Origin of the sequence: Mycobacterium florentinum, from assembly GCF_010730355.1 — a bacterium.
Lineage (GTDB): Bacteria > Actinomycetota > Actinomycetes > Mycobacteriales > Mycobacteriaceae > Mycobacterium > Mycobacterium florentinum.
On the sequence record NZ_AP022576.1, the window covers coordinates 3,884,798 to 3,899,414 of the forward strand.

Here is a 14,617-nt window from a genome sequence, read left to right on the forward strand (position 1 = left end):
CCGATTCTGCCGTTACTGTCAGCGTTATGAGGATGCTGCGGCGTCTGCACCGCGCGATCATCCCCGCAGCAGTGTGCTTCGTGGTCACCTGCTTGGTTGCGGCCTGCAGCAATTCCGACCCGCTGGCGCCGGAGATTCGCAGCATGAAATCCATCGTTGTCGGATCCGCTGACTTCCCGGAATCTCAGATCATCGCCGAGATCTATGCACAAACGTTGCAGGCCAATGGTTTCGACGTGGGAAGGCGCATGGGCATCGGCAGCCGCGAGACGTATGTCCCGGCGCTCAAAGACCATTCCATCGATTTGGTGCCGGAGTATGTCGGCAATCTGCTGCGGTACTTCGCCCCCGATTCGACCGCGACGATGCTCAACGCCGTGGAGTTGGAGCTCTACCAGAAATTGCCGGGGGACCTGTCGGTTCTGACGCCGTCTCCGGCCTCCGATACCGACACGGTCACTGTCACCGGCGGTACCGCTGCCGCGTGGAATCTCAAGACCATCGCGGACCTGGCCGCCCATTCGCCCGAAGTGAAGTTCGGCGCACCCTCAGACTTCGAGAACCGCCCATCGGGCCTGCCTGGGCTGCGGCAGAAGTACTCGCTTCACATCAGTCCCGGCAATTTCATCGCGATCAACGACGGGGGCGGCGCGGTGGCGGTCCGCGCACTGGTGCAGGGAAAGGTGAACGCGGCCAACATCTTCACAACGTCGCCGGCAATTCCGCAAGACCATCTGGTGGTGCTCGAGGACCCCGAACACAACTTCGTGGCCGGCAACATTGTGCCGCTGGTGAATTCGCAGAAGAAGTCCGATCGCCTCAAGAATGTCCTGGATGCGGTCTCGGCGAAGCTGTCGACATCCGGCCTGGCCGCACTCAACGCGGCCGTGGCGGGCAACTCCGGTATCGATCCCGACCAGGCGGCACGAAACTGGGTGCGGGACAACGGCTTCAACCACCCGATCACACAATGACGGTAGGCTGGGGGGTGGCACGGTGATCGTGTTCGACGATGTCTGCAAGACATTCGCCGACGGGACCACCGCTGTTCATCGGCTGAGCCTGGTGGTTCCCAACGGTAAGTTGACGGTCTTCGTCGGTTCCTCGGGAAGCGGCAAGACCACCGCGCTGCGCATGATCAATCGGATGATCGAGCCGACGTCGGGCACCATCACCGTCGACGGGGCGGACGTTTCGGCCGTCGACCCGGTGAAGCTGCGGCTCGGAATCGGTTACGTGATCCAGCATGCCGGGCTGATGCCGCATCAACGGGTCATCGACAACGTCGCGACGGTGCCGGTGTTGCGCGGGCAGTCCCGCCGGGAGGCCCGCAAGGCGGGCTACCAGGCGCTCGAACGCGTCGGGCTGGACGCCAAACTCGCCAACCGTTACCCGGCGCAGCTCTCCGGCGGTGAACAACAACGCGTCGGCGTGGCACGAGCACTTGCCGCGGATCCGCCAATCCTGTTGATGGACGAGCCGTTCTCGGCCGTCGATCCGGTGGTTCGTCTCGAGCTGCAGAACGAAATCCTGCGCCTGCAAAGCGAATTGCACAAAACCATCGTGTTCGTCACGCACGACATCGACGAGGCGCTCAAACTCGCCGACCAGGTCGCGATCTTCGGTCGCGGCGGCGCGCTGCAGCAGTACGACGAACCCACCCAACTGCTTTCGCAGCCGGCCAACGATTTCGTGTCGAAATTCATCGGCCTCGGCCGCGGCTACCGGTGGCTGCAGCTGATCGATGCGAATGGTCTGCCGCTGCACCCCGTCGACACCGTACCGGTCGGCGACCTGACCGATCGTGTGCTCACCGGATGGGCGGTGGTGGTCGACGACGACGGCCTCCCGCTGGGCTGGATCGATGCCGAGGGTCTGCGGCGGCACGTCGCCGGGGCGCCGTTGACCGACAGCTTGAGCGGCGTCGGCGCGTTGTTCCGGCCCGGCGGCAATCTCAGCCACGCGCTGGACGCGGCGCTGTCGTCGCCGTCGACCGTGGGGATCGCCGTGGACGCCGACGGCAAGGTCATCGGCGGGGTGCTGGCCGCGGACGTGCTGGCCGCGGTGGAATCGCAGCGGCGGAGCTGACCATGCACTACCTGCTCAACCACCTGGGCGACGCCTGGACGCTGACCATCATCCACCTGCGGCTGTCGTTGGTGCCGGTGCTGATTGGCCTCGTCATCGCGGTGCCGCTGGGAGTGCTGGTGCAGCGCGCACCGATCCCGCGGCGGCTGACGACGGCGACCGCGAGTGTCGTGTTCACCGTTCCGTCGCTGGCGTTGTTCGTGGCCCTGCCGGTGATCATCGGAACCCGGATCCTCGACGAGGCCAACGTCCTGGTCGCGTTGACCGCCTACACCACCGCGCTGATGGTGCGCGCGGTGCTGGAAGCACTCGACGCGGTGCCAGCCCAGGTGCGTGACGCCGCCACCGCGGTCGGCTACTCGAACGTCAAACGCATACTGAAAGTTGAACTGCCACTGTCGATCCCGGTCATGATCGCGGGGTTACGCGTGGTCGTGGTGACCAATATCGCGATGGTCTCGGTGGGTTCGGTGATCGGGATCGGCGGCCTGGGCACCTGGTTCACCGAGGGGTATGCGACCGACAAGAGCGATCAGATCCTGGCCGGCATCATCGCGCTGTTCGTGTTGGCCGTCGTCATCGACATGTCGATCATGCTGGCCGGCCGGCTCGCCACGCCCTGGTCCCACGCGGGTGCCGCGCCGCGCCGGCGGTCCGTGCTGGCTCCCGTCGTCGGTGGTGCGCGATGAACTTCATCCAGCAGGCGGTGTCCTATCTGCTGACCGTCGACAACTGGACCGGTCCGGTCGGGCTCGCGGCGCGCATCTTGGAGCACATGGAGTACACCGCGATAGCGGTGGGCGCCTCGGCGCTGATCGCGGTCCCGATCGGGATGGTGATCGGCCACACCGGCCGCGGCACTCTGCTCGTCGTGGGCGCCGTCAACGGACTGCGCTCACTGCCGACACTCGGCGTGCTGCTGCTGGGCGTGCTGCTGTTCGGACTGGGTCTCGGGCCGCCGCTGGTCGCCCTGATGCTGCTCGGTGTGCCGTCGCTGCTGGCCGGCACCTATGCGGGCATCGCCAACGTCGACCCGGTGGTGGTCGACGCCGCCCGGGCGATGGGCATGACGGAGGCCCAGGTGCTGCTGCGCGTCGAGACGCCCAATGCGATGCCGTTGATTCTCGGCGGGCTGCGCAACGCGACGCTGCAGGTCGTCGCCACCGCCACCGTGGCGGCCTATGCCAGCCTGGGCGGCCTGGGCCGCTACCTGATCGACGGGATCAAGGAACGCGAATTCCAGCTCGCTCTGGTCGGCGCGCTGATGGTGGCTGCGCTGGCGCTGATCCTCGACGGCCTGCTGGCGATGGCGGTCTGGATCTCGGTGCCGGGCACCGGACGGTTACGCAGGCCTCATCGGCGCGAGGATGTGACGGTGACCCCAGTTGCCGACCAGCCTGCCGCGTCCGGTGGGCACGTTTTACGGTAGGGGGTGTGAACAGCCCCCCTGACCCGACCGCGGGCGTCTGGCCCGCGATGCTGACCTGGCGCGCGCCAGACATCTCCCGCATGGAATCGGTGCGAGTGCAGTTGTCCGGCAAGCGAATTAAGGCCACCGGACGCATCGTGGCCGCGGCAACCGCGACGAACCCGGCATTCGGCGCCTTCTACGAAGTGCAGACCGACGAGAGCGGCGCCACCAAGCGGTTCGGGCTGACGATCACCCTCGCCGAGCGGGAACGCCAACTCGCCATCGCCCGCGACGAGGAAAACATGTGGATGATCACCGACCACCAGGGCGAGCGGCGCGAGGGATACAACGGCGCGCTCGACGTCGACGTGGTGTTCAGTCCGTTCTTCAACGCGCTGCCCATCCGCCGGCTGGGGCTACACGAGCGGGCCGAAACGATCACGCTGCCCGTGGTCTACGTCAACGTGCCCGACATGACCGTCACGGCGGCGACGGTGAGCTACACCGGGCAGGGTGGCCCCGCCGGGATCAAGCTGCGTTCACCGGTCGCCGACACCACGGTGACCGTCGACGCCGAGGGGTTCATCGAGGACTATCCCGGATTGGCAGAGCGGATCTGATCACCCCACCGGCCCGGCCGGCGGCGGCCAGCTCCTCGCGCCAATTGTCCGCGCCGATCGTGACGGTGAAGATGTCGGAGCGGGGGAAGCGGTCGTAGCGCGTTCGCGCGGCATGGCCCGCCTCGACGAGGTCGGCCACCGAATTGTCCCAATCCAACGAGTCGCGCGCACGGCTGAGCAGGTCCATCACGCGGTCGACCGCCGTGAGCAGGTGGGCGGTGTTGCTTTCGCACATCGCACGCACCAGGTCCGGGGCGCTGCCCGCCACCCGGGTGCCGTCCCGGAAAGACCCGGCAGCCAGCGCGAAGGCCAGCGGAACGTCTGCGGCCGTCACCGCCAGCGCCTCGGCGAGCAGGTGCGGCAGATGCGAGATGGCGGCTGCCGCGGCATCGTGCTCGTCGGATTTGGCCGGCACCACCACCGCGCCGCAATCCAGGGCCAGCGTCATCACCATCCACCACACCACCGGGTCGACGTGGTCGTCCACGCTGACCACCCACGGTGCCGCCGTGAACAATCCGGCGTGGCCGGCCGCCCAACCCGAGCTCTCGGTGCCCGTCATCGGATGACCGCCAACAAAGCGGTCCTGTAGACCGGCAGCGACAACCTCATCGAGGACCGCCGTTTTGACGCTGGTGACGTCGGTGAGCGGGCATTTCGGGGCCAATTCGCTGACATGGGCGAGCATCGCCGGCAGGGCGGGCATCGGCACGGCCAGCACGATCAGGGCGCCGGTATCGGCGGCGCGGTTCAACGTGTCCGAGAGCTCGGTCGTCGCCGCAAAGCCGTCGACGAGTGCTCCGCGCGCACCCTCCACCGAGCGGTTGTAGCCGAACACTTCGCGGCCGGCGGCCGCGGCCGCCCGCATCACCGAACCGCCGATAAGTCCCAACCCGAGAACACACACCGGGGTCCTCGTCGCAGTCCAAGACACAGTCCAAGGTTTGCACAGTTGAATCGGCAACCGCGGCCCGAGGTCCCGTCGCCGGCTGGCGCTGTCTGGTCAAGCCGCCAGGTCAGCGACTAGCGTAGGCGCCCATGGGACGAGAGCGGGCCGCAATGCAAGGCCCGTCCGTGGATACACCGGACGGCTTTGGCGTCGCCGTCGTGCGCGAAGAGGGCCAGTGGCGGTGCTCGGTGATGGCCCCCAATTCGCTGACGAGCCTGGCTGCCGCGGAGACAGAGCTGCGTGAACTGCGGAGTGCGGGAGCGGTCTTTGGGCTGCTCGACATCGACGACGAATTCTTCGTCATCGTGCGGCCCGCACCGTCGGGAACGCGGTTGCTGCTGTCGGATGCCACGGCGGCATTGGACTACGACATCGCCGCCGAAGTTCTGGACAACCTGGACGCCGACATCGATCCCGAGGACCTCGAGGACTCGGAGCCGTTCGAAGAAGGCGACCTCGGGTTGCTCTCCGATATCGGTCTGCCCGAGGCGGTGCTGGGCGTCATCCTCGACGAGTCCGACCTCTACGCCGACGAGCAACTCGGCCGCATCGCTCGCGAGATGGGCTTTGCCGACCAGCTTTCGGCGGTGATCGACCGTCTCGGTCGGTGACCGCTGACGAACATCGGTGACCACTGACGAAGATCTGATCCGAGCCGCGCTGGCGGCTGCCGCAACGGCGGGCCCCCGCGATGTGCCGATCGGCGCGGTGGTTGTCGCCGCCGACGGAACCGAACTCGCCCGCGCGGTGAATGCCCGTGAGGCCCTTGGTGATCCGACCGCACACGCGGAAGTCTTGGCGATGCGCGCGGCGGCCACGGTGCTGGGTGACGGGTGGCGGCTGGAGGGAGCCACGCTGGCGGTCACCGTCGAACCCTGCACCATGTGTGCGGGCGCCCTGGTGCTGGCGCGCGTCGCGCGGCTGGTGTTCGGTGCGTGGGAACCGAAAACCGGCGCGGTCGGATCGCTGTGGGACGTGGTCCGCGACCGCCGGCTCAATCACCGCCCCGAGGTGCGCGGCGGTGTGCTCGCCGCGGAGTGTGCCGCGCCGCTGGAGGAGTTCTTCGCCCGCCAGCGATTGGGGTGAGCGGGTCCCGGTTGGGTAAGCTGCTCGGCGGTGGCGTGTCCGAGCGGCCTAAGGAGCACGCCTCGAAAGCGTGTGACGGCTAAAACCGTCCGAGGGTTCAAATCCCTCCGCCACCGCCACAGCTACCGGCGAGAAATCGCAGGTAGTTGAATATTTTGCTGTTTGCTACGGTCGGCCGTGCGTACCTGGTGGCCACATTTCGGCCACCATTTCGGGTGAATACCGGTGATCCAGAGTTGTAGCGAGCGCGTCAAGATCGCCGTCGAACAAGTCGCTGTCGGTGTCGAGGGGTCGACGCTGTCGACAAGCTGCGATCCGAATCACCGAAACGACCCCGCCAATGGTGGGCTGAAGTTACTGTTTTGCACGATTGAGGCTCAGGTCACCGGGGGAGGCAGGGGAACGCTTGGTCGTGGATGAGGTCGCGTTCGGGCGTTACCGGCTGATCGAGGTGATCGGCCAGGGCGGCATGGGCAAGGTGTACAAAGCCCACGACACCGTCATTGACCGCGATGTCGCGGTCAAGGTGTTGTCCACCGAACTCGCCACCGAACCCGGATTCCGAGAACGCTTCCGCCGTGAGGCTCATACGGCGGCTCGGTTGACCGAACCGCACATCATCCCCGTCCACGACACTGGCGAAGTCGACGGCCGGTTGTATCTGGTCATGCCGATCATCGACGGTGTCGACGTAGGAACCTTGCTCGAGCGCGAGGGCCCGATGGGCCCGCGGCGAGCCGTGCTAGTCATCGAGCAGCTGGCATCCGCACTAGACGCCGCACATACCGCGGGACTCGTTCACCGAGATGTCAAGCCTTCCAACGCATTAATGACCAACCGCGACTTCACTTACTTGATCGACTTTGGTATAGCCCACGACGTCGCCGCCACCAGAGTGACCAAAACCGGTGCCATCATTGGGACATTGGCGTACATGGCCCCCGAACGTTTCACCACCGGGGTCGCAGATGCCCGGTCCGATGTTTACTCGTTGGCCTGCGTGCTGCACGAATGCCTCACCGGCACACAGCCATATCCCGGTGACAGCGCCGAGCAGCAGATCACCGGCCATCTCACCCTCAACCCTCCGAAACCCTCGATGCTCAACACCGGTGTTCCGGCCGCCTTTGACGATGTCGTTGCCCGCGGCATGGCGAAGCAGCCGACGGAGCGTTTCGCTTCAGCGGGCGAACTCGCCAGGGCGGCAAGTGCTGCGGCGTCGTTGTCGGAGTCACCAACGATGGTTGCCGCCGGCCTTGGCCAGCAAGTCGGCACCCGCCAGTTCTCAGATCACTGGCCTAATCCGGAGGGGACCGGATACACCCCGTACGCCGAGCATGTTCGCGCCCCCGAATCAACAGAACGCAAATTCGGGACCGGGCGACTCGTGCTGGTCGGCGGGGCAATGACTGCGTTCGTGGCAGCCGCGCTGATTGCCGGGTTGCTGATCTTCCGGGACAATCAGGGATCCTCGAGCACTTCCGACTCAGCGGTGTTGACGGCACCAACTACTAGCGTCGTCACGGCCGAATCGCCCAGTACCCGAGCGTCTTTGACGACGAGGGCGAAGCCTCAACTTAGCTTGCCAGATACCGATGCACAGGGGTTCGTGGGTTATCCCGCCGGTCGTTGTGACCCGGGAAGTACGCCGGCGCTGATGGGACGCAGCAGCCAATCGTTAGTTGTGGTGTGCGAGGACGGGCCAGCCAATTACTACTATCGCGGTCTCCGGCTCAGCGACGGTGCCAGCATTGAATTGGCCAACGCGGTGCGATCTTCGGGCGGATTCGATGTCACCAATCCCGTCGACGGAACCCGATACCAGGTCCGGCCCACCGGCATATCCATCACATCGCCGAACGGTCAGGTGTTTTCCGAACCAATGATTGAGTACGCGGCAAGGTGATCCCTAGGATGCGCCCAGGCCTTTAGCCAGCGGGCAGACCTTCGCCGGGTGCACAATTATTCGCGTGCTGGGCGCCGCGAGCACATGAATCAGGTGTGATATCACGTGCGAACCAGGAACCCTGCGTCGACGGGCAGCTCCACCCCGGTAACATAGCGCGATCTGTCCGAGGCGAGCCACACGACGGCATCGGTGATGTCTGCAGCGTCCAGCAGGGGCTTGGGTAGCGCATTGCGCAGTTGGCCGACGAGATCGGGGTGCTCTGCGGTGAAGCTTTGGAACGCGGAGTTGCGAACCATTGGAGTATCGACCCCGGTCGGGTGCACGGTATTAACTCGGATGCTATGTGGCGCGAGAATATTGGCGTACATGCGCATCAAGCCGACGACTCCATGTTTGGCCGCTACGTAGCCGGCCGATCCCGCCTCGAGATGGGTGTGCAAGCCCCGCATGCCGGCTGTCGAACTCGTGATGATGATCGACCCGCCTTCACCTCCGTCAACGAGGGCAGGTGCGGTAGCGCGCAAGGTGTGCCAGACACCGTTCAACATCACGTCGACGGAGTCGTAGAACGCTTGATCGTCGTCGCCGTGTTCGCCGACTGTCGCCATAATGCCGGCATTCGCCACCACGATGTCCAGCCTGCCCAGTTCGGCGATGCAATGATCAACCGCCGCAAGCATTGTCGAGAGACTGCGCACATCGCCCTCGACAGGCAACGCCCGGACACCTAGACGCTCGATGCGCTCGACAGTTTCGACGAGGTCCGCGCGCGAAGACATGGGATAGCCGACCGTGTCGATCTGCGAGCAGATGTCCAACACGACGACGTCCGCCCCACCCGCAGCAAGGCCGACGGCGTGTGAGCGACCCTGTCCCCGCGCGGCCCCCGTCACGAACGCGACCTTGCCCGACAGATCTGTCACGTCGACACCTTCCCGTGGCAATGACTGGGTTGATTCGATTGCCGGCGTGGGCGATTCGGTCACTCAAACAGGTTCGCCGCAAACCTGGCCTGGTGCGAAAGATAACAGCCGAAGCGCTACCGGCCGTCAGCAGTAACTACGACAGCCGCGGGGAACCAGCCGTACGTTGCACGGATGACAGGCCTTTTGGAGTGGGGCGACGATGGAATCTCGCGGCCCCGTTGACGAAAGGCGGACGACATGCACTTTGGCGTGCTGTTGCTCCTGGCAAATGCCAGCTCCGGAAAGACAGACCCCGAACTGTGGAAGGAGGAGATGGAACTGGGCGTGCGCCTCGAGGACCTCGGTTACGACTCGGTATGGGTCCCCGAGCATCACTTCGACCGGCCTTACTGCATCTCTCCCGACCCGCTTCAGGCGCTGACGTACCTGGCGGCGAAGACGTCGACAATCAAACTAGGTACCGGCGCCATCATCCTGCCTTGGTGGAAGGGCCAGACCGATCCGATCCGGCTAGCGGAGCGGATATCGATGCTCGACGCGCTCTCGGACGGCCGACTTCTACTTGGCCTCGGCCGCGGTCTCGCCCGCGATGAGTATGAGGGCTTCGGCGTGGAGATGTCCGAATCCCGCGAGCGGTTTTTCGAGGCTGCGACCATGATTCTCGACGGGCTGGAAAACGGTTATATCGACCATGATGGCAAGTACTACAAGCAGATTCGTCGTGACGTATTCCCCAAACCTGAGCGGGGTTTCCGGGACCGGATTTACAACATCGCGATGTCCCCCGAATCGACCCTGGCTTGCGGCGACTTCGGCGGCACGATGATGTGTTTCAACTACCAACATGAGATCGACAAGCAGGCCGAGCAGTTCGAGACCTGGCGCGCGCGCTTCCGCGAGAAGCAAGGCAGCGAGCCGCCACCACCGGTCCTGCTCGACTTCGCCTACTGCCACGAAGACGCTGAGATCGCGGATCGGACTATGCGAAATCATCTGGCGCCGTTCTACTCGGCGATGGTCGACCACTACGAGTTCGACGGACTGCACTTCGGCAAGAGCAAGGGGTACGAGTCCTACCAGGAGGGCGCGACGCTGTTGCTCGAATCCGGGCGCGAGGCCGGATTCGAGAAGTTCTACGGCCTCCAGTGGAAGGGCACGCCCGAGGCGATGATCGAGCAGATGCGTAGGCGCATCGCACTCATCGGGGAGTTCAAGCAGATGCTGCTCGTTTCCTACGGTGGCCTTCCGTTGGAAACCGTCCAACGGAGTCTGAAGCTGATCGCCGACGAGGTCATTCCCGAGGTGAACAAGATCGCCGCGGAGGCCGCGAGGGCCCGGACTGAAGCGCCCGTCGGGGCGTAGTGAGTCGATGACCGGACACGGACACGTGCGCGACGAGGCCTCACGCTATTGGAATCCCGAACGCGAACTTCGCGATCCCAAAGAGCGCAACGAGGCAGCACTAGCACAACTCGTCATCCAGCTCGAGCGATGCTACCGGCTGCCGTTCTACCGAAAGCTATGGGATTCCCATGGCTTTCGGCCAGAACAGGTTCGTGGCTTCGACGACTTCACCAAGCGCTGCCCTGTGGTGACCAAGAAGTTGCTGATCGCTGATCAGGTCGAAAACCCGCCGTTCGGTTCGTATCTGGGCGTCCCGCCAACGGAGATATGTCGCATCCACGGATCCAGCGGTACCTCGGGCACACCCACGATATACGGCGTCTCACAAGCGGACTGGGATAGCGCGCGGGAGATATTTGCACTCACGCACTGGGCGGCGGGTGTAAGGCCCTCCGACATCGTTCATTTCGCGTTCCCATTCGGGATGTTCTTCGGAGGCTGGGCCATGCTCTATGCGGCGCAGTCCGTCGGTGCGGCCGTTTTTCCAATGGGCGCTGCGGATACCCGCCGGCACGTTGAGATGATCTACAAACTCGGTTGCACAGTCATTGAGGGCACGCCGTCGTATCTGCTGCACATGGGCGAGGTGGCCCGGGAGATGGGATACGATCCGGCCGCTTCGCCGCTGCGGGTCTTTCTCAGCGGCGGCGAGCCGGGTGGGTCCATCCCGTCTACGCGCAAACTGCTACTGGATACGTGGGGTCTGCAGACAGTCTGTGACGCGGGCTCATCCTCAGAGATGTTCCCGTTCGTCAGCAACGCTGAATGCGCGGAAATGACTGGGATGCATGTGTATAACGACGAGGTCTGGACCGAGATTGTTGATCCGGACGATCCACACAAATCGGCGGCGGAGGGGGAGGTCGGCAACCTCGTCTACACGCATTTGCGACGGGAGTCGCAGCCGATGATCCGGTTCGCGGCGAACGACCGTAGCTTTATGACTTCCGAGCCGTGTGCCTGCGGAAGGACATACCCGCGGTTGCCGTTGGGGCTGCTCGGTAGAGCGGACGACATGCTTGTGATACGCGGTGCGAACATCTTCCCGTCCGCGGTGGAACACGCGCTACGCAACGTTGACGGGCTCGGCGTCGAGTTCCGGATACGAGTCACCAGCAGGGGCCGACTCGACGAGATCATCGTGGAAAGCGAGATCGATCCGGAGTTCTCGCAAACCGAACAAAGCCTCGCCGACTTGCGACACAGGGCGGAGGAAGAGCTCAAATACCGGTGCCTGATTCGCATTCCGGTCAAGTTGGTTGAGTCGGGAACATTCCTGCGAGCCAATGGCAAGGCTCGGCGCGTCATCGATGAGCGAGAGCTGGTGAATAGTTAGCCATGACAGCGTCACTATCTGATGTCAACATTCTCAGTCCGGACGCGGTAAGCGATCCGTACTCGTATTTCGCACCCTTGCGTGATACGCGTCCGGTGTTCTGGGATGCCCGCTACAAGTCGTGGCTTCTCACCAGCCACGACGTAGTGTCGAGAGCTCTTAGAGACGACCACTTTTCGTCGAACCGAATTGTGCCGTTCATCGACAACAAGCTCACTGGGCCCGATGCTGACCCGCTGATTCTTCAGGCGTTCACAGTTCTGAAGGACTGGATGGTGTTCCAGGACGAGCCAGGCCACGCGCGGTTACGCGGCCTGGTGCGAACGGCTTTCACGCCGCGGGCGATCGCGAAGATGGAAGAGGGCGTGCGAAAGCTGTCCGAGCAACTTCTCGCCGCCATCGACTACGGTTCGGAGTTCGACCTCATCGAACACTTTGCCTATCCGCTGCCGGCCATGGTGATCGCCGAAATGCTCGGCGTACCACTAAAGGACCGAGGTATGTTCCGCCGATGGGCGGAGGACATCGGGCCGCTGGTTTCGGGCGGCCTCGACGACCCGGACCGCTATCAGCGTGCCGCGGGCGCAATGGCGGAACTGGTTGAGTTCTTCGCCGACATGTTGCGTCATTACCGCGCGCAACCTGCCGACAATCTGATCACCGCGCTCATCCGCGCCCGCGACGCCAATGACAGCCTGACTGAGGCAGAGGTCATCGCGACCTGCACGCTGTTGATGTTTGGCGGACACGAGACTACGGCCAACCTGATCGCGAATTCCGTCCTCGCACTGATCCGTCATCCCGACGAGATGGACGCATTCTGTGAGGGTTTGATCACCCCCGCTGATGCGGTGGAAGAGTTTCTCCGTTATGACGGACCGGGCAAGGCCGTCGTGCGGCTGGTCGGTGAGGAGGTCGAGTACGGCGGTGAGGTGCTGCGTCCTGGTCAACGCGTGTTCATAGTGCTGGCCGCGGCCAATCACGACCCCGCGGTGTTCGGCGATCCGGACGCTCTGCGCCTGCGCCGAAACGCCAAACAGCACTTGTCATTCGGATTCGGCTCACACTTTTGTCTGGGCGCCCCCTTGGCCCGACTGGAAGGCCGGATTGCGTTGCCATTGCTGGCCAACGCACTTCGTCGATTTGAGCTCGCCGACCGGGAGCTGAAGTGGCAACCTGTTTTCCTGACCCGGGGCCTGCAGGAGCTTTGGATCAAACCCGGTCGGGGAGCGGTGTGAGCGCTCCGAAGATCCCCGCGGAACTCGCACACCGGATTCCGGTCGGTCCGGGGCTAGGGAATGCCTTCTGGACGGCCGGTTCGGTTGGTCTGTTGCTGGTTCAGCGCTGTAGTTCGTGCGACACGATGGTGCATCCGTCGCATGAGTTGTGCCCGTACTGCAGCTGCGCGGATCTATGCCCCGCTCCAGTGTCAGGCGATGCGACGGTGGTGGCCGCGACGGTGAACCACCAGCAGTGGATTCCGGAACTCACCGAGCCTTATGTGGTGGCCGTAGTGTCGCTTGACGACGCTGCACATCTGCGGCTCGCGACCAACATCGTTGACTGCGCGCCCAACGAGGTGCGGATCGGGATGCGGGTACGTGTGCAGTTCCGCCGACTCGACGACGTCTGGATTCCGGTATTCGGACCCACTCGCGACGCGCCGTCTGCAGCGACCATCGACGAACCGATGACACTGAGGCCACCGACGCCGTCGCGCCGACGTTTCGAACACGAGGTTGCGATCACCGGCCTGGGCAAGTCAGAGTTTGCTCGCCACGCAGAGAGCCCGGCAGCTGACTTGGTGTTGTCTGCGTGCCGCGCCGCGATCGGCGATGCCGGGTTGGAACCCGCTGACATCGACGGGATCTCGGCATATCCCGGGCGAGCCGATTTGGCAGCCGTTGAGATCGGAAAGCTGGCTGGAGAGCTCGGTATCGATCAGGCCTGGCACGACGGGGCGCACGAGGTTGCGGGGCAGACCGGCGCGGTGATCGCAGGGATGTTGAGTGTGGCCGCCGGCTTCTGTCGTCATGTCCTGTGCTGGACCGCGGTGACCACGCACACGCGTCCTGGCCTGTACACCTGTAGCGATACCGGACGGGTGAGCGGAGAACCGCAGTGGTACGAGCCGTTTGGCGCGTTATCCCCAGCGAACTGGATCGCTTTGGCAGCGTCGCAATACCAGCACAGGTACGGAGTTTCACGCCAAGCGCTGGGGTGGGTCGCGATCTCGGCCCGACGGCACGCCGCACGCAACCCGGATGCGCTGTATAGATCTCCGCTAAGTATGAGTGATTACCTTGCAGCACGCCCTATTTCGACTCCGTTCGGTCTATATGACTGCGACGTGCCGTGCGACGGCGCGATCGCCGTGGTGGTGTCCAGCGCCGCCACCGCAGCAGATCTGCGACACCCAGTGGTCGGTGTCGACGCCGTCGGCACCCGGATTACCGAGGAACAGTCGTGGATCAGCGGGACATTGACCCACCAACCGAACCTGTTTGGGCCAGCCGAGCATCTGTGGAGCCGGGCCAGCGTGGGACGAGACGATGTCGACTTCGCCAACCTTTACGACGGCTTCACGTTCAACGTGCTCTCCTGGTTGGAGGCGCTTGGGTTCTGCGGACTTGGCGAGGCCGGCGACTTCGTCTTGGGCGGAACCCGAATCGGACCTGGGGGACTGTTACCGGTCAACCCGCACGGCGGTCAGCTGACCGCCGGACGAAGCAACGGCTTCGGCCAGCTTCACGAGGCTGTTGTCCAGCTTCGTGGGGACGCCGGCGCCCGTCAGATCGATCGCGCGCAGGTAGGGCTGGTGACCAGCGGTGGGGGAATACCCGCGAATTGCATGCTACTAACCCGGGCGAGCTGAAAATGGCTGTGAG

14 protein-coding genes and 1 tRNA gene are annotated in these 14,617 nt (G+C 64.3%); 13 read left to right on the forward strand and 2 right to left on the reverse strand.

Annotated features, from left to right (window positions below; genetic code table 11):
* Positions 1-26 precede the first annotated feature (26 nt).
* From G6N55_RS18405 to G6N55_RS18425, 5 genes are read left to right on the forward strand one after another with little or no spacing between them, the layout of a single operon-like run.
* Entirely contained in the window at positions 27-974 is a 948-nt protein-coding gene (locus G6N55_RS18405; protein ID WP_085222061.1) for an ABC transporter substrate-binding protein, read from the forward strand.
* A gap of 22 nt (positions 975-996) precedes the next feature.
* The gene (locus G6N55_RS18410) at positions 997-2,088 is read left to right on the forward strand and encodes an ABC transporter ATP-binding protein (protein ID WP_085222062.1); all 1,092 of its coding nucleotides are present in this window, start codon (positions 997-999) and stop codon (positions 2,086-2,088) included.
* 2 nt (positions 2,089-2,090) lie between these two features.
* Entirely contained in the window at positions 2,091-2,777 is a 687-nt protein-coding gene (locus G6N55_RS18415; RefSeq protein WP_085222063.1) for an ABC transporter permease, read from the forward strand.
* Positions 2,774-3,517, forward strand: coding sequence for an ABC transporter permease (locus G6N55_RS18420; RefSeq protein ID WP_085222064.1), 744 nt, complete (start codon positions 2,774-2,776; stop codon positions 3,515-3,517). Before G6N55_RS18415 ends, G6N55_RS18420 begins: the two co-directional genes overlap by 4 nt.
* A 47-nt stretch (positions 3,518-3,564) precedes the next feature.
* Positions 3,565-4,119 carry a putative glycolipid-binding domain-containing protein gene (locus G6N55_RS18425; RefSeq protein ID WP_085222065.1) on the forward strand — a complete coding sequence of 185 codons (555 nt, stop codon included), beginning with the start codon at positions 3,565-3,567 and terminating at the stop codon, positions 4,117-4,119.
* Here G6N55_RS18425 and G6N55_RS18430 read toward each other — a convergent pair.
* The gene (locus G6N55_RS18430; protein ID WP_232079075.1) at positions 4,082-5,026 is read right to left on the reverse strand and encodes a prephenate dehydrogenase; all 945 of its coding nucleotides are present in this window, start codon (positions 5,024-5,026) and stop codon (positions 4,082-4,084) included. The two genes, G6N55_RS18425 and G6N55_RS18430, sit on opposite strands and share 38 nt — an antisense overlap.
* A 131-nt stretch (positions 5,027-5,157) precedes the next feature.
* Between G6N55_RS18430 and G6N55_RS18435 the strand changes: the two genes are divergently transcribed.
* The 4 genes from G6N55_RS18435 (at position 5,158) to G6N55_RS18450 (ending at position 8,060) form a co-directional block, all read left to right on the forward strand.
* Entirely contained in the window at positions 5,158-5,679 is a 522-nt protein-coding gene (locus G6N55_RS18435; protein WP_085222067.1) for a tRNA adenosine deaminase-associated protein, read from the forward strand.
* A 16-nt stretch (positions 5,680-5,695) separates the two neighbouring features.
* Positions 5,696-6,154, forward strand: a complete 459-nt coding sequence (locus G6N55_RS18440; RefSeq protein ID WP_085222068.1) for a nucleoside deaminase — start codon at positions 5,696-5,698, stop codon at positions 6,152-6,154.
* Between the two features lie 29 nt (positions 6,155-6,183).
* A tRNA-Ser gene (locus G6N55_RS18445) sits at positions 6,184-6,273 on the forward strand.
* Positions 6,274-6,605: 332 nt separating this feature from the next.
* Complete coding sequence (locus G6N55_RS18450; protein WP_232079076.1) at positions 6,606-8,060, forward strand: serine/threonine-protein kinase; 1,455 nt, start codon at positions 6,606-6,608, stop codon at positions 8,058-8,060.
* Positions 8,061-8,161: 101 nt separating this feature from the next.
* On the opposite strand, the gene G6N55_RS18455 is transcribed toward G6N55_RS18450, so the two are convergent.
* Complete coding sequence (locus G6N55_RS18455) at positions 8,162-8,986, reverse strand: mycofactocin-coupled SDR family oxidoreductase (RefSeq protein WP_085222126.1); 825 nt, start codon at positions 8,984-8,986, stop codon at positions 8,162-8,164.
* 240 nt (positions 8,987-9,226) lie between these two features.
* Here G6N55_RS18455 and G6N55_RS18460 point away from each other — a divergent pair, with 240 nt between their 5' ends.
* The 4 genes from G6N55_RS18460 (at position 9,227) to G6N55_RS18475 (ending at position 14,604) form a co-directional block, all read left to right on the forward strand.
* Positions 9,227-10,351, forward strand: a complete 1,125-nt coding sequence (locus G6N55_RS18460) for an LLM class flavin-dependent oxidoreductase (RefSeq protein WP_085222069.1) — start codon at positions 9,227-9,229, stop codon at positions 10,349-10,351.
* 7 nt (positions 10,352-10,358) lie between these two features.
* Complete coding sequence (locus G6N55_RS18465) at positions 10,359-11,729, forward strand: phenylacetate--CoA ligase family protein (protein ID WP_197747362.1); 1,371 nt, start codon at positions 10,359-10,361, stop codon at positions 11,727-11,729.
* Between the two features lie 2 nt (positions 11,730-11,731).
* Positions 11,732-12,967 (forward strand): cytochrome P450, encoded by a 1,236-nt coding sequence (locus G6N55_RS18470; protein WP_085222071.1) that lies wholly within the window; start codon positions 11,732-11,734, stop codon positions 12,965-12,967.
* Between the two features lie 188 nt (positions 12,968-13,155).
* The gene (locus tag G6N55_RS18475; RefSeq protein WP_308206486.1) at positions 13,156-14,604 is read left to right on the forward strand and encodes a thiolase C-terminal domain-containing protein; all 1,449 of its coding nucleotides are present in this window, start codon (positions 13,156-13,158) and stop codon (positions 14,602-14,604) included.
* Positions 14,605-14,617 lie beyond the last annotated feature (13 nt).

Excerpts from the sequence above, each read along its gene's own strand:
- G6N55_RS18415 (WP_085222063.1), top strand. The coding sequence starts at position 2,091 with ATGCACTACCTGCTCAACCACCTGGGCGACGCCTGGACGCTGACCATC.
- G6N55_RS18435 (WP_085222067.1), top strand. The coding sequence starts at position 5,158 with ATGGGACGAGAGCGGGCCGCAATGCAAGGCCCGTCCGTGGATACACCG.
- G6N55_RS18425 (WP_085222065.1), top strand. The coding sequence starts at position 3,565 with ATGCTGACCTGGCGCGCGCCAGACATCTCCCGCATGGAATCGGTGCGA.
- G6N55_RS18405 (WP_085222061.1), top strand. The coding sequence starts at position 27 with ATGAGGATGCTGCGGCGTCTGCACCGCGCGATCATCCCCGCAGCAGTG.
- G6N55_RS18420 (WP_085222064.1), top strand. The coding sequence starts at position 2,774 with ATGAACTTCATCCAGCAGGCGGTGTCCTATCTGCTGACCGTCGACAAC.
- G6N55_RS18470 (WP_085222071.1), top strand. The coding sequence starts at position 11,732 with ATGACAGCGTCACTATCTGATGTCAACATTCTCAGTCCGGACGCGGTA.
- G6N55_RS18460 (WP_085222069.1), top strand. The coding sequence starts at position 9,227 with ATGCACTTTGGCGTGCTGTTGCTCCTGGCAAATGCCAGCTCCGGAAAG.
- G6N55_RS18465 (WP_197747362.1), top strand. The coding sequence starts at position 10,359 with ATGACCGGACACGGACACGTGCGCGACGAGGCCTCACGCTATTGGAAT.